Source organism: Roseovarius sp. (genome assembly GCF_048262375.1).
Taxonomy (GTDB): Bacteria; Pseudomonadota; Alphaproteobacteria; order Rhodobacterales; family Rhodobacteraceae; genus Roseovarius.
In genome coordinates this window covers 1-15,018 of the sequence record NZ_JBLXFE010000038.1, presented here as the reverse complement: position 1 = coordinate 15,018, position 15,018 = coordinate 1, and the positions used below count along the sequence as shown (strand labels likewise).

The following is a 15,018-nucleotide window of genomic DNA, read 5'->3' as shown; positions in this document are numbered from 1 at the left end:
GGCCTTCTGCTCTTTGATCATCCCAATGATTTGCGCCTCGAAAAAACGGCTCTTTCGCATGGGTCTGCTCCTTCAGAGTTGGCGCAGACTCTACATCACGGTGAGGGATTTCGCGGGGGGCAGGTCAGTCCTGGGGGACGAGCTGGCCGGAGAAGGCTTTTTTCAGGATGGATTGGCGCAGGGCGTCGGCGCGGGTGAGGGCGGCGTCGATCTCGGCTTCGAGCGCGTCGGCGGCTTCGAGTTTTTCGTCAAGGATGCGGACGATTTCGGCTTGTTCGGCGGAGGAGCAGTATGGAAAAGGATATTCCTGCAACTTACTCGCATTGATGTTGGATTGGTTTACACCGTCAGTCTTCACGGTTTTTCCATGTTCGCTAGCGATGGGAGAATTCAGGAAGTAGGTCAAATACGGACCGGAGGTGATTTCTTCGATCTGGTTGACGCGCACCAAGTAGCCAGCGAACAACGCCGGGCGTTCTCCCTTGTAGATCGAAGTCTTGCCGACGAGTTCCGGGCTGTTCGTTCTGTTGAACAGGACATCTCCGGGTTTCAGGGAATACTGTTCGATTTCATCCGGATCAGAGGTAAATGCTAGGTTGCCCCAGTCGATGCGGCCCCGTTGGAGGTTGCCCATCCGGATGACGGGAACTGCTCCGGTGTCCGCAGACTTCGCCGCCGTTCCATACTCGGGTCCTGACGAGCACAGACCCAAGTGCGCCCATGTCCAACCGTGGGGTAGATCGGGCAACTCAATCCGAAGATTTTGCAGCTGGTCCGGGAACGTTGTTGGCCGCTTCGGTTTAGCGGGTTTCTTGCCCTTTTCGCCATCTGCGCGCCATTTGGCGAGGGCGTCTTGCCAGGTGTCGAGGGCGGTTTTGTAGCGGGTGTCGCGTTCGTGCCGGATGCGGGCGAGGAGGGTTTCGGGGGTTCCCAGTTTGTCGGCGTTCTGCGCGCGCCAGTCGGCGGTGAGGCGGCCTTCGAAGGCGGATTTCAGCAGGGACTGGCGGTAGAGGCCGAGGGTCGTGCGCGCCGTTTGCAGGCTCTCGACCCCCTTGTCGATCTCGTCGAACATCGCCTCGATCTTCTCCACGATGCGACGTTGTTCGTTGGTGGGGGCGATCGGCAACTCGAATGATGCAAGGCGCGGCATCTCGATGCTGTGAACTGTTGTTCCGCCCTTTCGACACTTGTCGAGAATGCGTTGCTCGAAAGCTCGCATTCCCCATGCGATATATTCCGAACCAATGCCATCCGGGAGAGCGAGCGCCTTGAGGTCTTGGTTGAGCGTGCTCTCAACTGCGGTGACCGCAATGGGGAGAGTGTGCGCAAGGATTCCCGAGCGGGTCACGATCAGGACCGATCCCGCAGGCACCAGCTTCGCCGCTGAGTTTTCGACCGCTTCCTCTGTGATGCCGTCAATGGCCTTGCGAATGACCTTCGTTTTCATGTCCTTTGGGGAAACCCATGGAATGGGACCATTCCAGAAACGAGGGTTGGCTTTGGAGGGTGTGCCACCCCCGATCCATGTTCCGAAATCTGAGAACTTCGCGTTAGCCCATGTGGCAGGCAATTCCGTCATGCCGAAAGCGCCTCATTCATCTCGGTCATGACCTCGTCCATGCCGTCGCCGAACAGCGCATACATCTGCCCCATCCCGCCCTTGCCGTCGAAGGGAGCCATTTCCAGATCGTCGCGCTCGATGGTGAAGGAGGTGGCGAGGTGGTCGCGGATCATGCGCAGCCAGTCCATCTGTTCCTCGGTGAATTTCTCGCCCGCGCCCGAGTGGCGATTCAGCACCCAGTTCTGGAAGTTGCGTCGCACCCGTTCGGAATGGCGGGTGAGGGTTTCATCCAGCCCGGAGACGCGGCGGATCAGCGCCACCAGCGCAGTCAGGTCGCTGGCCGGGTTGCTGCCCGTGTAGTCGTCGAGATGCGCATAGGCGCGCCAGACGGTGAGCGGGGCGAGGCGTGGCCGATCCTCGGTCAGTTTCTTCAGCACGTCCTTGATCATGGCGTAGGTGACCTGCGCCCGACGGGCGGGGGTGTTGAAATAGATCGACAGCGCCTCGACCTCGTCGCGGTTCTCGGTCAGGTACGCCTCGAACTCCTGCGCGATCTGCTTGGCGTTCTCGGCCACATCGCCCGCCCATTCCGCGCGCAGAAGCGTGTCCAGGTTGTCATGGTCGATGGTCTGTTCGTTGTCGCGGCGGATCGTGTCCATCAGGTTGATGAGCGGGCCGGTGAAGACGTTGGCGGCGTGTTTGATCCGTTCGTCGCGCGCGGCGTTCATGGCGGCGTCGTCGGGTTCGGGGTGGCCGGCGGCCTTGGCGTCGGCCTCCACCTTGTCGGGGTCGATGGCGTCGAACAGGTCGCGCACGATGGCGGTGAGAGGTTTGCCGGCCTCGGTTGTGATCTTTTCCTGATCCTCGGCACCGAGCTTGTTGTCGAGCCGTGACAGACGGGCGGCGAGCGAGCTGACAGTTTCCTCGGACCGGTCGCCCATCATCAGCCCCATGGCGAGGTCCTTGAAGGGGATCGAGGGCTTGGTGTCGAGCGGCTGGCTCGCGGTCTTGAGCGACTTGGTGACGCCGACGGCATCAACGATCACGTAATGGGTCTTGGCCTGGGCAGAGGGGGAGACCTTCTTCAGGTCATCGGGTTTCAGGACACGGGTGCCACGGCCCTTCATCTGCTCGAAGTAGTTCTTCGACTTCACGTCGCGCATGAAGATCAGGCATTCGAGCGGTTTCACGTCGGTGCCGGTGGCGATCATGTCCACGGTGACGGCGATGCGCGGGTAATAGTCGTTGCGGAAGGCGGAGAGTGAGGATTTGGGGTTCTTCGCGCCATTGGTGATTTTGCGGCAGAAGTCGTTGCCCTCGCCGAACTCCTGCCGGACGGTCTGGATGATGTCGTCGGCATGGCTGTCGGTCTTGGCAAAAATCAGGGTTTTAGGCACTTCCTTGCGACCGGGGAAAATCTCGGGCCACTTGTCGCGGAAGGTGCGTATGACAGTACGGATCTGGTCGGGGTTTACGACGGAGCGGTCAAGCTGGGTCGCGGCGTAGACCTGTTCGTCGTCCTGCGTTTCCCATCGGCGCGCGCGGGTCTCGCGTTCGCGCTTCTCGACCAGTTGCTCTGCTTTGAGGGTTTCGCCGCCCTGCGTGATTTCGGTTTCGATCAGGTAAATTTCGTTGCCAACATTGACTTTGTCCGCGACGGCCTTCTCGTGGGTGTACTCGCTGACCACGTTCTTCTGGAAGAAGCCGTAGGTACGGTTGTCGGGGGTGGCCGTCAGGCCTATCAGGTAGGCGTCGAAGTATTCAATGACCTGACGCCAGAGGTTGTAGATGGAGCGGTGGCATTCATCGATCACGACGACGTCAAAGTATTCCGGCGGCAGCTTGGCGTTGTAGACGACCGGCAGCGGCTCCTTGCGGCGCCATTTCTGCTCGGCCGGGTTTTCGTCTTCGGCACCTTCGTTCAGTTCCTCGCCCTTGAGCGTGGCGTACATGCGCTGGATCGTGGAGATGACGACCTGGCTGTCGTTCGCGATGGAGGGCGAGGTGAGGCGCTGGACGTTGTAGAGTTCGGTGAACTTGCGGTTGTCGTCGTTCGGGATGAAGGCCATGAACTCCTGTTCTGCCTGCTCGCCGAGGTTCTTGGTGTCGACGAGGAACAGGATGCGGCGCGCGCCGGCGTGCTTGAGCAGGCGGTAGACCTGTGTGATCGCGGTGAAGGTCTTGCCCGACCCGGTCGCCATCTGGACGAGGGCGCGGGGCTTGTCGGCCTTGAGCGACGTTTCGAGGTTCGTGATCGCCTTGATCTGGCAGTCGCGCAGGCCGTCCGGGTTGAGACCCGGCAGGGCTGCGATACCCGCGCGAAGGCTCTTTGGCGCTTCAGCCCAGGATTTTAGGGTTTCGGGGCGGTGAAAGGTGAAGACCTCGCGCGAACGAGGGTTAGGATCGCGGGCATTGGTGAAGCGGGTGACTTGACCTGTGCTCTCGTAGAGGAACGGGAGCGGTTCGGCGTTGTTGACCCATTTCAGCTTGGCGTTGGCGTAGCCCTCGGATTGCTCCTCGACCGAAGTCAGGCGGACACCCCAGCTGTCGGGCTTGGCTTCGACCACGCCGACCGCGTGCCTGCCGGCGAAGAGAACGTAGTCAGCGGGACCAATGTCCGTCTGGTACTCACGCACGGCCACGCCAAGCCCGGCGTTGAAATCAAGCGCGTCCTTGTCCTGGACATGCCAACCGGACGCCCGCAGGCGTTCATCGATCCGGTCCCGGGCGAGCTGCTCGGGGGTTTGGTTGACATCAGGTGACACGCATAACGCCTGAAATTGCTATACTTTTTCAATCATGGCGCTCGATTAGCGAAAAGGCAATTGGCGAGCGTAGGGGGAGGGTGCCTAATTCCCGCTGTTGCACCGAGAATCGCTGGAGCAAGACGTTCAGTCGATGCCGTCGGATGAGCCTGGTCGTTCTGCCGGCAAATCTTGGATGAGCTCTTTGGTCAGCGTTGAGCCCTTCGCCAACCGCCCTGCCAGCGTCCCAACGAACCCGCCGTACCGCTCTTTCCCCTTCGCTTTGGCTGCCGCGTAGACGTCATCCGGCAAAGGTGGGGTCGTTGTCAGCCAGAAGCGGACGAACAGCGCCAGCGCCTCGGTCGTGATCTCCTGATCGCGTTCCAGCCGTTCGAGCGACCGGGTCAGGCGGTCCAGCCTACGGACGATCGCGGCTTCGTTCTGTTCTGCGCTGTCGGGTGACAGGAACGACGCCAATGCCGCCTCGATAATCTGGGTTTTGGGAACGCGCCGCCGCGCCGCCAGTGCGTCGATTTCGTCGAAGAGGGCTGGGTCGACATAGGCTGTGATCTTGGCTTTCTTCATGACGCCACATCACAGATCGATGCCGTCGTCCGGATCGAGGGCCGCTTGACGCGCGACGGTGCGGAAGCGGGTCTGCATGGCGCGGGCGCGTTGGGTCTCGTCGTCAGGTTCGTCTTCGAGGGCGGCGAATTCCTCGCGCGGGAACGGCAGTTCGGGCGCCACATCCTCATGTTCTGGGATTTCAGGCTCTCGTCGGATGCCGCCATCTGTATCGTCAGCGGGCTTGTTCACACCAGTTTCTTGGGGCGGTGCGACTGGCTGAAGACTGCTCCAATCATCGGTTTCCACGGGGTTGACGAATGCAGATACTTCGACGACAGGCGGCTCGTGGATCCTTGCCGTCAGTTGTGCGTTGCGGAAGTATCGCACTTTTTGTGCCCGGATCGGTGCTGCGCCCGACACGAGGATGATTTCGTCGTCGGGCGGCAGCTGCATGATCTCACCGGGGGTCAGCAAGGCGCGGGCGGTTTCCTGGCGCGAGACCATCAGATGTCCGAGCCAGGGCGACAGGCGGTGCCCGGCATAGTTTTTCATCGCGCGCAGTTCGGTCGTGGTGCCGAGGGCGTCGGACAGGCGCTTCGCCGTGCGCTCGTCATTGGTCGCGAAAGCGACGCGGACATGGCAGTTGTCCAGGATGGCGTTGTTCTGGCCATAGGCCTTTTCGATCTGGTTCAGCGACTGGGCGATCAGGAAGGCCTTGAGACCGTAGCCCGCCATGAAGGCGAGCTGGGATTCGAAGAAGTCGAGACGGCCGAGGGCGGGGAACTCGTCGAGCATGAACAGAAGGCGGTGCTTGCGGTTGGTGTTGTGCAATTCTTCTGTCAGACGACGACCGATCTGGTTCAGGATCAGCCGGACCAGCGGTTTCGTACGGGAGATGTCTGACGGGGGTACCACGAGGTAGAGGGTGAGCGGCCGCGCATCCGAGACCAGATCATCGATCCGCCAGTCGCAGCGCCGGGTCACAGCGGCGATCACGGGGTCGCGGTACAGGCTTAGGAAGGACATGGCCGTCGACAGGACGCCGGAGCGTTCGTTCTCGGATTTGTTCAGCAGCTCGCGCGCGGCCTGGGCGACAACAGGATGCGGGCGATCTCCGAGATGGGCAGTCCGCATCATTGCAGTCAGTGTGGCGGCGATAGGACGCCGCGGATCGGACAGGAAGGCGGCGACGCCAGCCAGTGTCTTGTCGTTTTCGGCATAGAGGACATGCAGGATCGCGCCGACCAGAAGGGAATGGCTGGTCTTCTCCCAATGGTTCCGCCGCTCGAGCTGGCCTTCGGGATCGACGAGGATGTCGGCGATGTTTTGCACGTCCCGCACCTCGCGCTCCCCGCGGCGAACCTCGAGCAGCGGATTGTAGGCTGCGCTGGCCGCGTTGGTCGGATCGAAGAGCAGGACACGCCCGAACCGCGCCCGCCATCCGGACGTCAGCTGCCAGTTCTCGCCCTTGATGTCGTGGACAATCGCGGAGCCCGGCCAGGTCAGCAGGCTTGGGATGACGAGACCGACGCCCTTGCCGGAGCGGGTGGGCGCGAAGCACAGCACGTGTTCCGGACCATCATGCCGGAGGTAGTGCTTGTCGAGGCGGCCCAGCACGACCCCGTCGTCTGCGAACAGCCCAGCGGCGGTGATATCTTTGGGGCTTGCCCATCTGGCAGAGCCATAGGTTGTCACGTCGCTCGCCTCACGCGCCCGCAGGACCGACAGCAAGATCGCGACGGCAATGGCGGCGATCCCGCCTGCGCCGGCGATCGCGGCTCCTTCCATGAAGACGCGCGGCGCGTAGGCATCATACCAATACCACCAGGTGAAGACCTGCCACGGGCGATAGATCGGCAGGCCGAAAAGGGCGGTGAGAGACGCGCCAAGCTGGGATTGGAACCCCAGACGAAACGCGACCCATTGCGTCGCTGCCCAGACGAAGAGCAGCGCCACGAGGCTGACGATGAGGATCTGGCCCCAGAGGATCTTGGTGGCCGATGACGTGTCCTGACGGCTCATGGTGATGTCCTTTCTGCTCAGAGGCTCAGCCCGCGCTTGCGCCCCAGGCTCCAATCGATCCCGCCGCCGGGCGTCATCGTGCCCGTGACGGTTTGGCCGAGATGGCGTTCGAGTTGCGGGGTCCAGGGGACGAGCGAGAAGCCGAGACCATCATCGATCATGGCGAATCGGCCCGAGGCGAGATCGAGGCGTTGGCGGAATGTCCCTGCGACGGGTTCGCCCTCGGTCGGCTTGTAACGGGGGAGGCCGGTTTGTGTGCTGAGGTCTTGAGCGATGGCGTCCAGTTCGCGGTTGCGCAGGGTGGCCAGCAGATCGCGGGCAAAGGTCACGCGCTGACCGTGCCGTCGGGCGAGGCCTTCGGCGACAAGGTGATCCGAGCGGCGCTCCAATGCCTGGCGAACCTCTGCGCCAAATCCAGCACCGCTCAGCGGTGCGCGGTCTCGGGCAAGATGCAAGCGGTCGAGCCAGGTGGCGCCATCAGCCTCGATCTGGGCGGCCAGCGACAGATCGGATCGACCGACAAGAGACAGTTGCGGCGTCCCATCCGTCTTCCCTGTCCAGAGCCGGGTTTCGACGATACCACCTTGTGGCGTGTCGCCGGTCGCATCGAGATCCCGGAAGCGCAGGTGATGAACGCGACCATCAACACCGTCGATGATCGCGTAGCTGGTCCCGGCGTGGTCGTCATGAAAGCCGCGTTCCACCAGCCGCCCGAGGATTGGCGCGGTGGGCGTGCCTTCGATGGCGAAATCACCCGCCGCGCGGTGGCGCTCGGCACCCATGGCCCGGTGCATCCGTTTGATAATGTCGCCGCGCATCCCAAGCTCGCGCAGAGTGTCTTCGGCAGTCGGTTTCAACTCCCAGACGGCAGGGGCGATTTGTTTGGCCAGCCCGAGCCTCTCCAGCGCCTGGGCACGCCCGATCATCAAGCGGCGCAGCTCCGGATCGCGGGGGTCCGGCGTGCCGCGCCGCAGGTCGGCGATGCCGGCATGATCGTCCGCCAGGGATCGCAGACCGCGGTCGAGATCGGTCCAGCGCTCCGCCGTGACCTGCGTTTCCAGCGCTTGGGAAATCTCCCGCTCGCTGCGGGGGCCCAGCTCCAGTTGCACGAGGTCTTCCGCGCGCGCTCGAAGCCCCCGGCTGATGTAGTCACGCGAGATGACGAGATCGCGGCCATCGTCGGCCTTTCCACGCACCAAAATGTGGATATGCGGATTGTCGGTGTTCCAGTGATCGACGGCGACCCAGTCCAATCCGGTTCCGAGATCCCGCTCCGCGCGGGCCATCAGATCCCGGGTGAAAGCGCGCAGGTCCTCAAGCTCGGTGGCATCTTCCGGCGAGACGATAAACCGGAAATGATGCCGGTCCTCTTCGCAGCGCGCCGCAAAGCCGCCCCGGTCAAGATCATCGCGTTCAGACCCGAACAGGTCTGCGTCGCGCCCGTCCTGACCGACGCCGTCACGCTGCAGGTAGCCGAGATGCTTGGCCATGGGCGCGGAGCGAAAGCGCTTGCCCTGGTGGCGCACGATACGCGCCTTCACGACGACGCGCCGGGAGGTGCGGGTCAGGCCTCTGGCCGTCCGGGCAAACCGTCCGCGCCCGAAAGTGGCGTTGCCGGAACGCGTGCTGCCCGGGCCGATACGATAGCCGGTATGCCCGGATTTCCGCGCGGCGCGCATCACCTCGTTGACGAAGCGTGTGGGTTGCTTCGAGGTCCTGCCGCTGTCGCGAATTCGACCGGGCCGTATGCGGAGGTCATTGTCGCGCCGGGTCATGGTCGCACTCGCTTGCAAGACCAGCTGCCGCATGAAAAGGGTCTATAAATCATATCTCTAGCTGAAGTCCTGCGGCATGCAGCTCGGATGTGCCGCGCAAATCCTCGCAGAGAAGCAACAGCTTGAGGCCCGCTTGCGGCACCTCTTTTATCTCGCGCTCTTTCTGTTGAGATCCTGCGCGTCGACCCTCTCCGGCACATTCCTGCGACCGGGCTTTCCAGACCTCGCCATGGGGCGATTCTGCGGATCATGGCGTTTGCCCCCGGCTTAGAGGCACGAAAATCCCGTTCTGAGACGCGTCAGACGCAATCCGTTGGGTGTCATCACCTTGGGTTTGACTCGCCTCAGCCGTTGCCGCGAACAGCGGGGCGTCGCGCCAGTCCTGCGTCCTCTGCGGGTTGTTCACTGCCCGCGCGACGTCGGTTCCATCGGCGATGAGTGGCGCGAGGATGGCGACGTTATTGCGGGTTTCAAGCGGCAGGGCGCGCCCGGTATCAAGGTGGTTCTGGTACCGTGCAGGCCCGACATTGTAAGCCGCGAGAAAGCCGGGTGACCCGAACCGGTCGTACATCTGTCGCAGATAAGCAGTACCGGCCAGGATGTTGTCGCGTCGATCGAAGGGATCATCGCCAAACCCATAAGCTGCGCGCAACTCGGCCCAGGTGCCGGGCATGATCTGCATAAGCCCCATGGCGCCCGCGTGGCTCACCGCGCGCGGATTGCCCGCACTCTCGACCTCCATGACAGCACGGATCCAAGGCTGCGGGATGCCGAACCTGCGCGCGGCTTCTGCGATATGGATGTCGATGGGTTGCTGCTCAGATGCTGGAACACTGCGGTCCTGAGCGATCACGGCGGACGGTGCCACGGGGATCGGCATGCAGATGATCAGTACAAGCGCGGTCGTGACGCCCGCGTGCCGACGGCTGTGTCCGCGTTCAAGACGACGCATCTTCCGCCCCTCCATATGTCCAAAGAGGGATGGCATGCCCGAGGATCGTGTCCGCTGACATCGGGCCGAAATACCGTCCATCGAGGCTGTCTGCGACATCGGTGATGAGCAAGAAAACGTCGTCTGACTCCAGCGTGACACATCCCGTCCAACGGGGAAGCGGGCGGCCCTGTTGGTCAGCGGATGCTGCCTCGGCAACTACTCTGCCGTCGATGGTGATCTCGAGATTGTTCCGACAGACCGTCATGCCCGAGACGGCCGCGACGCGTTTCAACAGCAAGGTATCCGCACCGACATAGCCGCGCTCAACCACCCGGGATGACAGGTCTTCCGGCAGGCGCACGGCAACGAGATCGCCCAATGATGGCGGGTTTGACGCTTGAACAACGTAAAGTCCGACCGGCACGCTTGCTGAGGCATTCCAGATCAGACGCGGTGCGCGGTCGATCTGTGCTGCAGCGAGCAAGCCGAGGGACAAACCGGCCGCGAGGAGGGGAGGGGCCGCCGCGCTCATGTCGTCACCATGCGACGCTTGAGCCAGGCCGCGTGCCGGGCAGGGGTGTAAGGCCGTGGCTCCAATGCAGCGGTCAGGCGGTTGTGGACGTGCCGCCAATGATCGGGGCAGACATCTTCCGGCGCGATGCCATAGCTTTCCACGATATCGACGGACCGCAGGGCCGCCTCAACCTTGGGCCAGCCGGAGAGGCGCAGCAAAAGCTCTCCGCCTGGCGTGACACAGGGCACCGTCGAACAGAGTTCGCCTGCATCGACGGCGCGCAGAATATCTATCCGGCTTTCAACAGTGCCGTGGTCGTTCGACGACCAGCGGACGAGCGCGAAGATTGCGCCGGGGGCGAAGGCCACGCGCTTTTCCGTGTGCGTCAGGATGGTTTCCTCGGCAATCCGACCGAAACGGATCCAGCGCTCGATGCGCCCTTCGATCCAGGTGAGGTGGACAAATGTCTGCATCGGCTCAGCGCCCCCGCTGCAGATAGGCCGGCGAAACGGCGGCATGGCGTTTGGCGGGCAGAACGCGGTCTTCGGTCTCGTCCGAGGTCGAGGTCTTCTCGCCCCTCGTGACCCAGGCCTGCAGATCGTCGACCGCGTAGACGACACGTCCGCCGATTTTCGAGTACCGCGGGCCGGTCCCGTAGGTCCTGTGTTTTTCCAACGTACGGCCAGACAGGCCGAGAAATCGGGCGGCTTCCGGGGTTCTGAGGTAGCGGGGCGGGAGTCCTTCGTTTGGGTCGGGCATTTGAGCATCTCCGGTGGCTAGGCCCCGCGACGGCGCGTCGCGGGCTGTCGGAGGTCATCAAAGCGGAAGAGCGCCGTGGGGAGGGATGACGAAGATCGCGGCGCGAAAACGTCACCCCCAAAGGCCAGCAGGATCAGGGGCTGATGGGGGTTCGATATTCGGAGATCGCGCGGTGATCACCTGCGCGGCTTGGAGCGCCCCGTTGGTCCTTTGCCAAGAAGGAGAAAGCGATAGCCTTTGGTGGTCAGATGCGTTCCATGGGCCGACAGTCGGGTGATCTGGGCTTTCAGGGAGCTGGTCTTCCAATGCTCGCGCGACACAGCCTCCGCGCCGAACAAATGCCGCGCGATCGTCTGGTAGCTGGCACGGTCCCGGCGCGCATCGAGCGTGCGCAGTGCAAGCTGGATGCGTCGCTGCTGCTGCGTTGTCAGGGGCGGAGGGGTTCGTTTCTGGCGCAGCAATTGCACACGGAGGGCCTTGAGTGTGTCCACCCGTGCCGCCCAATGTTCGTCCAGCGGCACCAGAAGCCCAATCGGGCGTTGGATGCTTTTGGCATCCAGCACAAGCAATGCGCCTGTTGCGAGGCGCACATAGATCAAGCCGTCCTGCGTTCCGATGACGGTCAGATCATCTGCATCGATGTGCGGCGCGGCGGTGTCGCCGCCGGGGACTGGCACAACATACCCGACCGCTGCCGGGGCGATTGATGGCTTCCAGAACACGGGTGCATTGGGTGCGTCGATGTCCGGATCAACCGGGAAATCGCAACCCCCATGCGGCCGGTGATTTCAATCCATCCCGCATTTGCGGGTAATTGGCGCGATAGTCGGAATTGCGGCGCAAGCATTCCCAGGCCAGCCCGGACAGGTCGAGACTGTCGAAATGCTTGTACGCCTTTTCGTCTTGCCAATTCTTGGTCATGGCGAAGCTCCGCGTCAGCTGTTTCGATGAACAATGAGTATAGCTTGGTGACGCGTCAAAACGACGGCAGGAACGGTTGCCTTGCGCAACCTGCGCGGGTGTTCGCCGATCTCAGATGGATCGGGCAAAGTTCAGCCAGTCCGGCCCTCGAGCAGCTTGCGATAGCCTTGCTCCGTCATCCAGCGGGCGCGGGCGAGGTGGCTGTCATACATTTTCTGGGCACGTTCGGGTTCCTTGTCCGCATCGATGCCGAACAGGATCTGGCTGACTTCCTTCAGGCTTGCACCGCTTTCTGCGGCGTCGAACAGGCGCAGATAGAGCGTCATATGTGCGTGGTCATAGTCGGTCAGATCATCGCCTTGTGGTGCGAGATCAGAGATCGGCGTGGTGCCAGTGGCAGACATGATTCCCCCTCGCCGTTGGGCGTTAAGGGCCATAACAGCACATCAGATTGCATGTGCAAGGCCGGATCACGGTCAGTCAAACTGCAGATGAGTACTATAATACGTCGCCCCAAAATACGCGATAGGTTCTTTACTCGCGGATGGACATCCGCGTTGTTTTTGCAAGGAATCTCAAGCACTACCGCCAACTGCGCGGGCTGACACAGGCCGCGTTGGCGGCGGCGATGGATGTCGACCGCGCCCATGTCAGCGCGATGGAGCGCGGCCAACAGAACGTCATCCTGCAAACCTTGCAGCGAGTCGCGGCGCATCTGGATGTGGCGCCCGCCAAGCTGATCGAAGAACGCGCTGATGGCGATGCGCGTTCCCGATCATCGTGATTGATCGTCTAGGTAGTCAGCTTTCTGGGCGAAACGTGCAAGGTCAGGGCAGGGCATTGATTGGTTTTATTGCGCCGTGCAGGCTGCTTCTCGATAGCGATCAATCCGCTATTCAGCACTGAGTTCGGTCAGTTTCTGGCCAAGGCGCCGTTGCATAAGATCATCGCCGGGCGTGGTCTCCATCAGTCGCTGAAGTGCTGTAATGGCCCAGTCCCGACGGTCGATCCGCGTGCTGGCGGTCAACAGGTGATCGACCGCTTCATCGATGTCGAACGGGCTGGGTTCATAGCCACGGCCCGCAAGCAGATGCTTGATGGCATGCAGAGCGACTTTGGCGGCGAAGGCGGGTTCCTTGATCGCGAAATCGCGGGCGGCCCGGATGAGCGTCGCCGGGGCCGCCTCATGATCGGCCGCGCAGTCTAGGGCGATGTCGAAATACGTCGCGGTCTTGGCTGCAGCGAACCATTTGCCCTTGCGACCGTGGAGCGCGATCAGGTCTTCCACTAATGCTCGGGCATCCCGGTCAGGGTACCGTCTGACCAGATCGCGCCACATCGCCAGCCACGTGTTTCCGCTCGCTGTGGGCGGGCCGAACCTGCGATAGGCCTCGTCTGCCTTGCCTTGCCGTACAAGGATCGCCTCGCAAAACCGGCAGATGTCGTGGTGGCCCCATGTCTGGCGATCCCCCTCCAGAAGTGCCTCGGCATAGGCGAGCGCGTCATCCTCGCGATCCTGCCTAAGCAGGGCTTCGGCGCCGAATTTGTCATCGAACCACAGCCGGGTCTTCTTGACCGCAAGGATCGCCAACAATTCGTCATAGCGTCCGGCCTCGAGCAGGCAGGACAGCGTGAGCGTCGCGGTGCCGACGTGGGAATACCGCTCGCAATCTGACCAGGCGCGATGGATCAGGGCGAGATCACGGTCGGCATGCAGGGTCATGAGTGCGGGGTACGCCGCGATCTCGCCGAACCGCTCCGAGATCGGGGCGAGGTAGTCGACGCCATCGTCCTCGATCGCTGCGCGCAACTGCTCCAGCCATTTTGCGCGCGTCTTTTCATCGGCAGGGGCGGCGATCAGGATCGGCACAAGGTCGTCGAGTGTGCGGCGCACAGCGGTGCCAAGTGCGCCCAACGAGGTATCGATATGCTCAAACGCTGGCCATATCTGCGCGGCCAATGCGACCACGCCGTCCGCCGCCGTGACAGGCTCAGCGCGATTGACGGCCCGGATTTCCGCACTGGCCGATTTCAACCGCTCGATCGCCTTGGCGGAGCCGCGCCATCCGAAAGAACTTGCGCGCATGTCGGGTTTGAAGGCCCATTTGTGGACAGGTTTGCGCGCCATCCTGCTACCGCCCGCGCGCTTTGCTGCGCCTGATCCAGTCGGCCCCGGCGTAGGTCACGGCGTGGATATGAACCTCGCGGGCATCATCGTCGACGGTGAAGGAAATCACGGCCTTGCGGCCTGCAGGGATGGCGCGCAGCCCGGGGGCGATCTCGTCCCGGCGGCTGCCCTTCTGGGGCAGGTCGGCGAGGCTAGCGATGGTGGCCTCGATCTCGTCCACTCGGCGCGCGGCGGTCTGCGGGCCGGCATAGTCGATCAGCCAGCGTGTGATCGCGTCGAGATCCTCCGCGACCGCCGGATGGAACCGGATGCGATAGCTCACGCCCCACGCGCAGCCTTCAGCCGGGCCCGCGCGGCGGCAAAGGCGTCCTCGGCTGGGACATAGTCGGCGCGCGAAGTGTCGAGCCGCGCCCGAATTTCTTCGGCCATCGCGCCAAGGGCCAGCTCGCGCTCCTCTTCATCGCGCATCATCTGCTCTAGCGCCGCCGCCACAGCCGCGCTTTGCGAGGCAAAGACGCCTTGGCCCACCTTGTCGGTGAGGAACTGGTGGTGCCGATCGGTGAAGCTGAGGGTTGTCTTGACGGTCATGCTTGCCTCCAAGGTATGACTTAGTCATCTTAGCGAAGATCGGAAGACTCGCAACTACTTTGGGGAGGGCGGATTCTGGAAAAATGCTGCATAAGCAAGGCAAGGATTACCAAGCGAGAAAGCAGACACCTATTCAGCTGCCTTTGTACCCTCCTGACTGTCATCCTGTATTGAACGTTGTTTGGTGAAATCTGTCGTTCGCGCACGATCAAGACCGGCCGCGTCAAGTAGGGCTCTGTTCGCTTGGCGTGATGTTGAGAGGACATAATCCCATTCAACTGCCTGGATGATTACGCTCGAATGATCCCCGCCAAGACGCCGCTCACGACCTCGGCGATTATGGACATAGTCCCAACCTGACACTTCATCTGCTAGCCGCCCATTGACCTGCCCCCCGCGAAATCCCTCACCGTGATGTAGAGTCTGCGTCAACTCTGAAGGAGCAGACACATGCGAAAGAGCCGTTTTTCCGAGGCGCAAATCATTGGGATGATCAAAGAGCAGG

Annotated in this window: 17 protein-coding genes; 1 reads left to right on the top strand and 16 read right to left on the bottom strand. The window is 62.4% G+C overall.

The features are described 5' to 3' along the window. Positions 1-124 precede the first annotated feature (124 nt). The 12 genes from ACN0SW_RS19330 to ACN0SW_RS19275 all read right to left on the bottom strand — a co-directional run bounded on the left by ACN0SW_RS19330 (position 125) and on the right by ACN0SW_RS19275 (position 12,201). Positions 125-1,579, bottom strand: coding sequence for a restriction endonuclease subunit S (locus tag ACN0SW_RS19330; protein ID WP_417729547.1), 1,455 nt, complete (start codon positions 1,577-1,579; stop codon positions 125-127). Then, positions 1,576-4,326: a DEAD/DEAH box helicase family protein gene (locus ACN0SW_RS19325; RefSeq protein WP_417729546.1), complete on the bottom strand. Its 2,751-nt coding sequence runs from the start codon at positions 4,324-4,326 to the stop codon at positions 1,576-1,578. The genes ACN0SW_RS19330 and ACN0SW_RS19325 overlap by 4 nt, the downstream gene beginning before the upstream one ends. Positions 4,327-4,452: 126 nt before the next feature. After that, positions 4,453-4,890 carry a ribbon-helix-helix protein, CopG family gene (locus tag ACN0SW_RS19320; protein ID WP_149884404.1) on the bottom strand — a complete coding sequence of 146 codons (438 nt, stop codon included), beginning with the start codon at positions 4,888-4,890 and terminating at the stop codon, positions 4,453-4,455. Positions 4,891-4,899: 9 nt separating this feature from the next. Next, entirely contained in the window at positions 4,900-6,894 is a 1,995-nt protein-coding gene (locus ACN0SW_RS19315) for a conjugal transfer protein TraG (protein ID WP_417729545.1), read from the bottom strand. Positions 6,895-6,911: 17 nt separating this feature from the next. After that, positions 6,912-8,669: a relaxase/mobilization nuclease domain-containing protein gene (locus ACN0SW_RS19310; RefSeq protein WP_417729544.1), complete on the bottom strand. Its 1,758-nt coding sequence runs from the start codon at positions 8,667-8,669 to the stop codon at positions 6,912-6,914. A 247-nt stretch (positions 8,670-8,916) separates the two neighbouring features. Then, positions 8,917-9,621, bottom strand: coding sequence for a lytic transglycosylase domain-containing protein (locus tag ACN0SW_RS19305; protein WP_417729543.1), 705 nt, complete (start codon positions 9,619-9,621; stop codon positions 8,917-8,919). Further along, on the bottom strand, positions 9,608-10,135 hold the full coding sequence (locus tag ACN0SW_RS19300) for a S26 family signal peptidase (RefSeq protein ID WP_149884402.1): 528 nt from the start codon (positions 10,133-10,135) through the stop codon (positions 9,608-9,610). Before ACN0SW_RS19300 ends, ACN0SW_RS19305 begins: the two co-directional genes overlap by 14 nt. Next, a complete protein-coding gene (locus ACN0SW_RS19295) occupies positions 10,132-10,590 on the bottom strand; it encodes a DUF2840 domain-containing protein (RefSeq protein WP_417729542.1) in 459 nt (152 codons plus the stop codon). Before ACN0SW_RS19295 ends, ACN0SW_RS19300 begins: the two co-directional genes overlap by 4 nt. 4 nt (positions 10,591-10,594) lie before the next feature. Then, a complete protein-coding gene (locus tag ACN0SW_RS19290) occupies positions 10,595-10,876 on the bottom strand; it encodes a helix-turn-helix transcriptional regulator (protein WP_417729541.1) in 282 nt (93 codons plus the stop codon). 176 nt (positions 10,877-11,052) lie between these two features. Continuing rightward, a complete protein-coding gene (locus tag ACN0SW_RS19285) occupies positions 11,053-11,553 on the bottom strand; it encodes a DUF2285 domain-containing protein (protein ID WP_417729540.1) in 501 nt (166 codons plus the stop codon). 73 nt (positions 11,554-11,626) lie between these two features. Next, complete coding sequence (locus tag ACN0SW_RS19280) at positions 11,627-11,797, bottom strand: transcriptional regulator domain-containing protein (protein ID WP_417729539.1); 171 nt, start codon at positions 11,795-11,797, stop codon at positions 11,627-11,629. Positions 11,798-11,928: 131 nt separating this feature from the next. Beyond that, positions 11,929-12,201, bottom strand: coding sequence for a DNA -binding domain-containing protein (locus tag ACN0SW_RS19275; protein WP_149884398.1), 273 nt, complete (start codon positions 12,199-12,201; stop codon positions 11,929-11,931). Positions 12,202-12,341: 140 nt separating this feature from the next. On the opposite strand from ACN0SW_RS19275, the gene ACN0SW_RS19270 reads away from it, so the two are divergent. Further along, positions 12,342-12,581, top strand: coding sequence for a helix-turn-helix domain-containing protein (locus ACN0SW_RS19270; RefSeq protein WP_417729538.1), 240 nt, complete (start codon positions 12,342-12,344; stop codon positions 12,579-12,581). A 108-nt stretch (positions 12,582-12,689) separates the two neighbouring features. Here the strand turns inward: ACN0SW_RS19270 and ACN0SW_RS19265 are convergent, their stop codons facing one another. The 4 genes from ACN0SW_RS19265 to ACN0SW_RS19250 all read right to left on the bottom strand — a co-directional run. Further along, the gene (locus ACN0SW_RS19265) at positions 12,690-13,925 is read right to left on the bottom strand and encodes a hypothetical protein (protein ID WP_417729537.1); all 1,236 of its coding nucleotides are present in this window, start codon (positions 13,923-13,925) and stop codon (positions 12,690-12,692) included. Positions 13,926-13,929: 4 nt separating this feature from the next. Further along, positions 13,930-14,247 (bottom strand): type II toxin-antitoxin system RelE/ParE family toxin, encoded by a 318-nt coding sequence (locus ACN0SW_RS19260; protein ID WP_417729536.1) that lies wholly within the window; start codon positions 14,245-14,247, stop codon positions 13,930-13,932. After that, the gene (locus tag ACN0SW_RS19255) at positions 14,244-14,513 is read right to left on the bottom strand and encodes a hypothetical protein (protein WP_321186060.1); all 270 of its coding nucleotides are present in this window, start codon (positions 14,511-14,513) and stop codon (positions 14,244-14,246) included. The genes ACN0SW_RS19260 and ACN0SW_RS19255 overlap by 4 nt, the downstream gene beginning before the upstream one ends. Before the next feature lie 129 nt (positions 14,514-14,642). Further along, a partial coding sequence (locus ACN0SW_RS19250; protein WP_417729535.1) for a hypothetical protein occupies positions 14,643-15,018 on the bottom strand: 376 nt, incomplete at its 5' end.

Bases quoted from the DNA above. Each gene is read 5' to 3' on its own strand.
- ACN0SW_RS19305 (WP_417729543.1), bottom strand. From the start codon at position 9,621: ATGCGTCGTCTTGAACGCGGACACAGCCGTCGGCACGCGGGCGTCACG.
- ACN0SW_RS19320 (WP_149884404.1), bottom strand. From the start codon at position 4,890: ATGAAGAAAGCCAAGATCACAGCCTATGTCGACCCAGCCCTCTTCGAC.
- ACN0SW_RS19330 (WP_417729547.1), bottom strand. From the start codon at position 1,579: ATGACGGAATTGCCTGCCACATGGGCTAACGCGAAGTTCTCAGATTTC.
- ACN0SW_RS19300 (WP_149884402.1), bottom strand. From the start codon at position 10,135: ATGAGCGCGGCGGCCCCTCCCCTCCTCGCGGCCGGTTTGTCCCTCGGC.
- ACN0SW_RS19290 (WP_417729541.1), bottom strand. From the start codon at position 10,876: ATGCCCGACCCAAACGAAGGACTCCCGCCCCGCTACCTCAGAACCCCG.
- ACN0SW_RS19255 (WP_321186060.1), bottom strand. From the start codon at position 14,513: ATGACCGTCAAGACAACCCTCAGCTTCACCGATCGGCACCACCAGTTC.
- ACN0SW_RS19315 (WP_417729545.1), bottom strand. From the start codon at position 6,894: ATGAGCCGTCAGGACACGTCATCGGCCACCAAGATCCTCTGGGGCCAG.
- ACN0SW_RS19280 (WP_417729539.1), bottom strand. From the start codon at position 11,797: ATGACCAAGAATTGGCAAGACGAAAAGGCGTACAAGCATTTCGACAGT.
- ACN0SW_RS19270 (WP_417729538.1), top strand. From the start codon at position 12,342: ATGGACATCCGCGTTGTTTTTGCAAGGAATCTCAAGCACTACCGCCAA.
- ACN0SW_RS19265 (WP_417729537.1), bottom strand. From the start codon at position 13,925: ATGGCGCGCAAACCTGTCCACAAATGGGCCTTCAAACCCGACATGCGC.
- ACN0SW_RS19275 (WP_149884398.1), bottom strand. From the start codon at position 12,201: ATGTCTGCCACTGGCACCACGCCGATCTCTGATCTCGCACCACAAGGC.
- ACN0SW_RS19310 (WP_417729544.1), bottom strand. From the start codon at position 8,669: ATGACCCGGCGCGACAATGACCTCCGCATACGGCCCGGTCGAATTCGC.
- ACN0SW_RS19295 (WP_417729542.1), bottom strand. From the start codon at position 10,590: ATGCAGACATTTGTCCACCTCACCTGGATCGAAGGGCGCATCGAGCGC.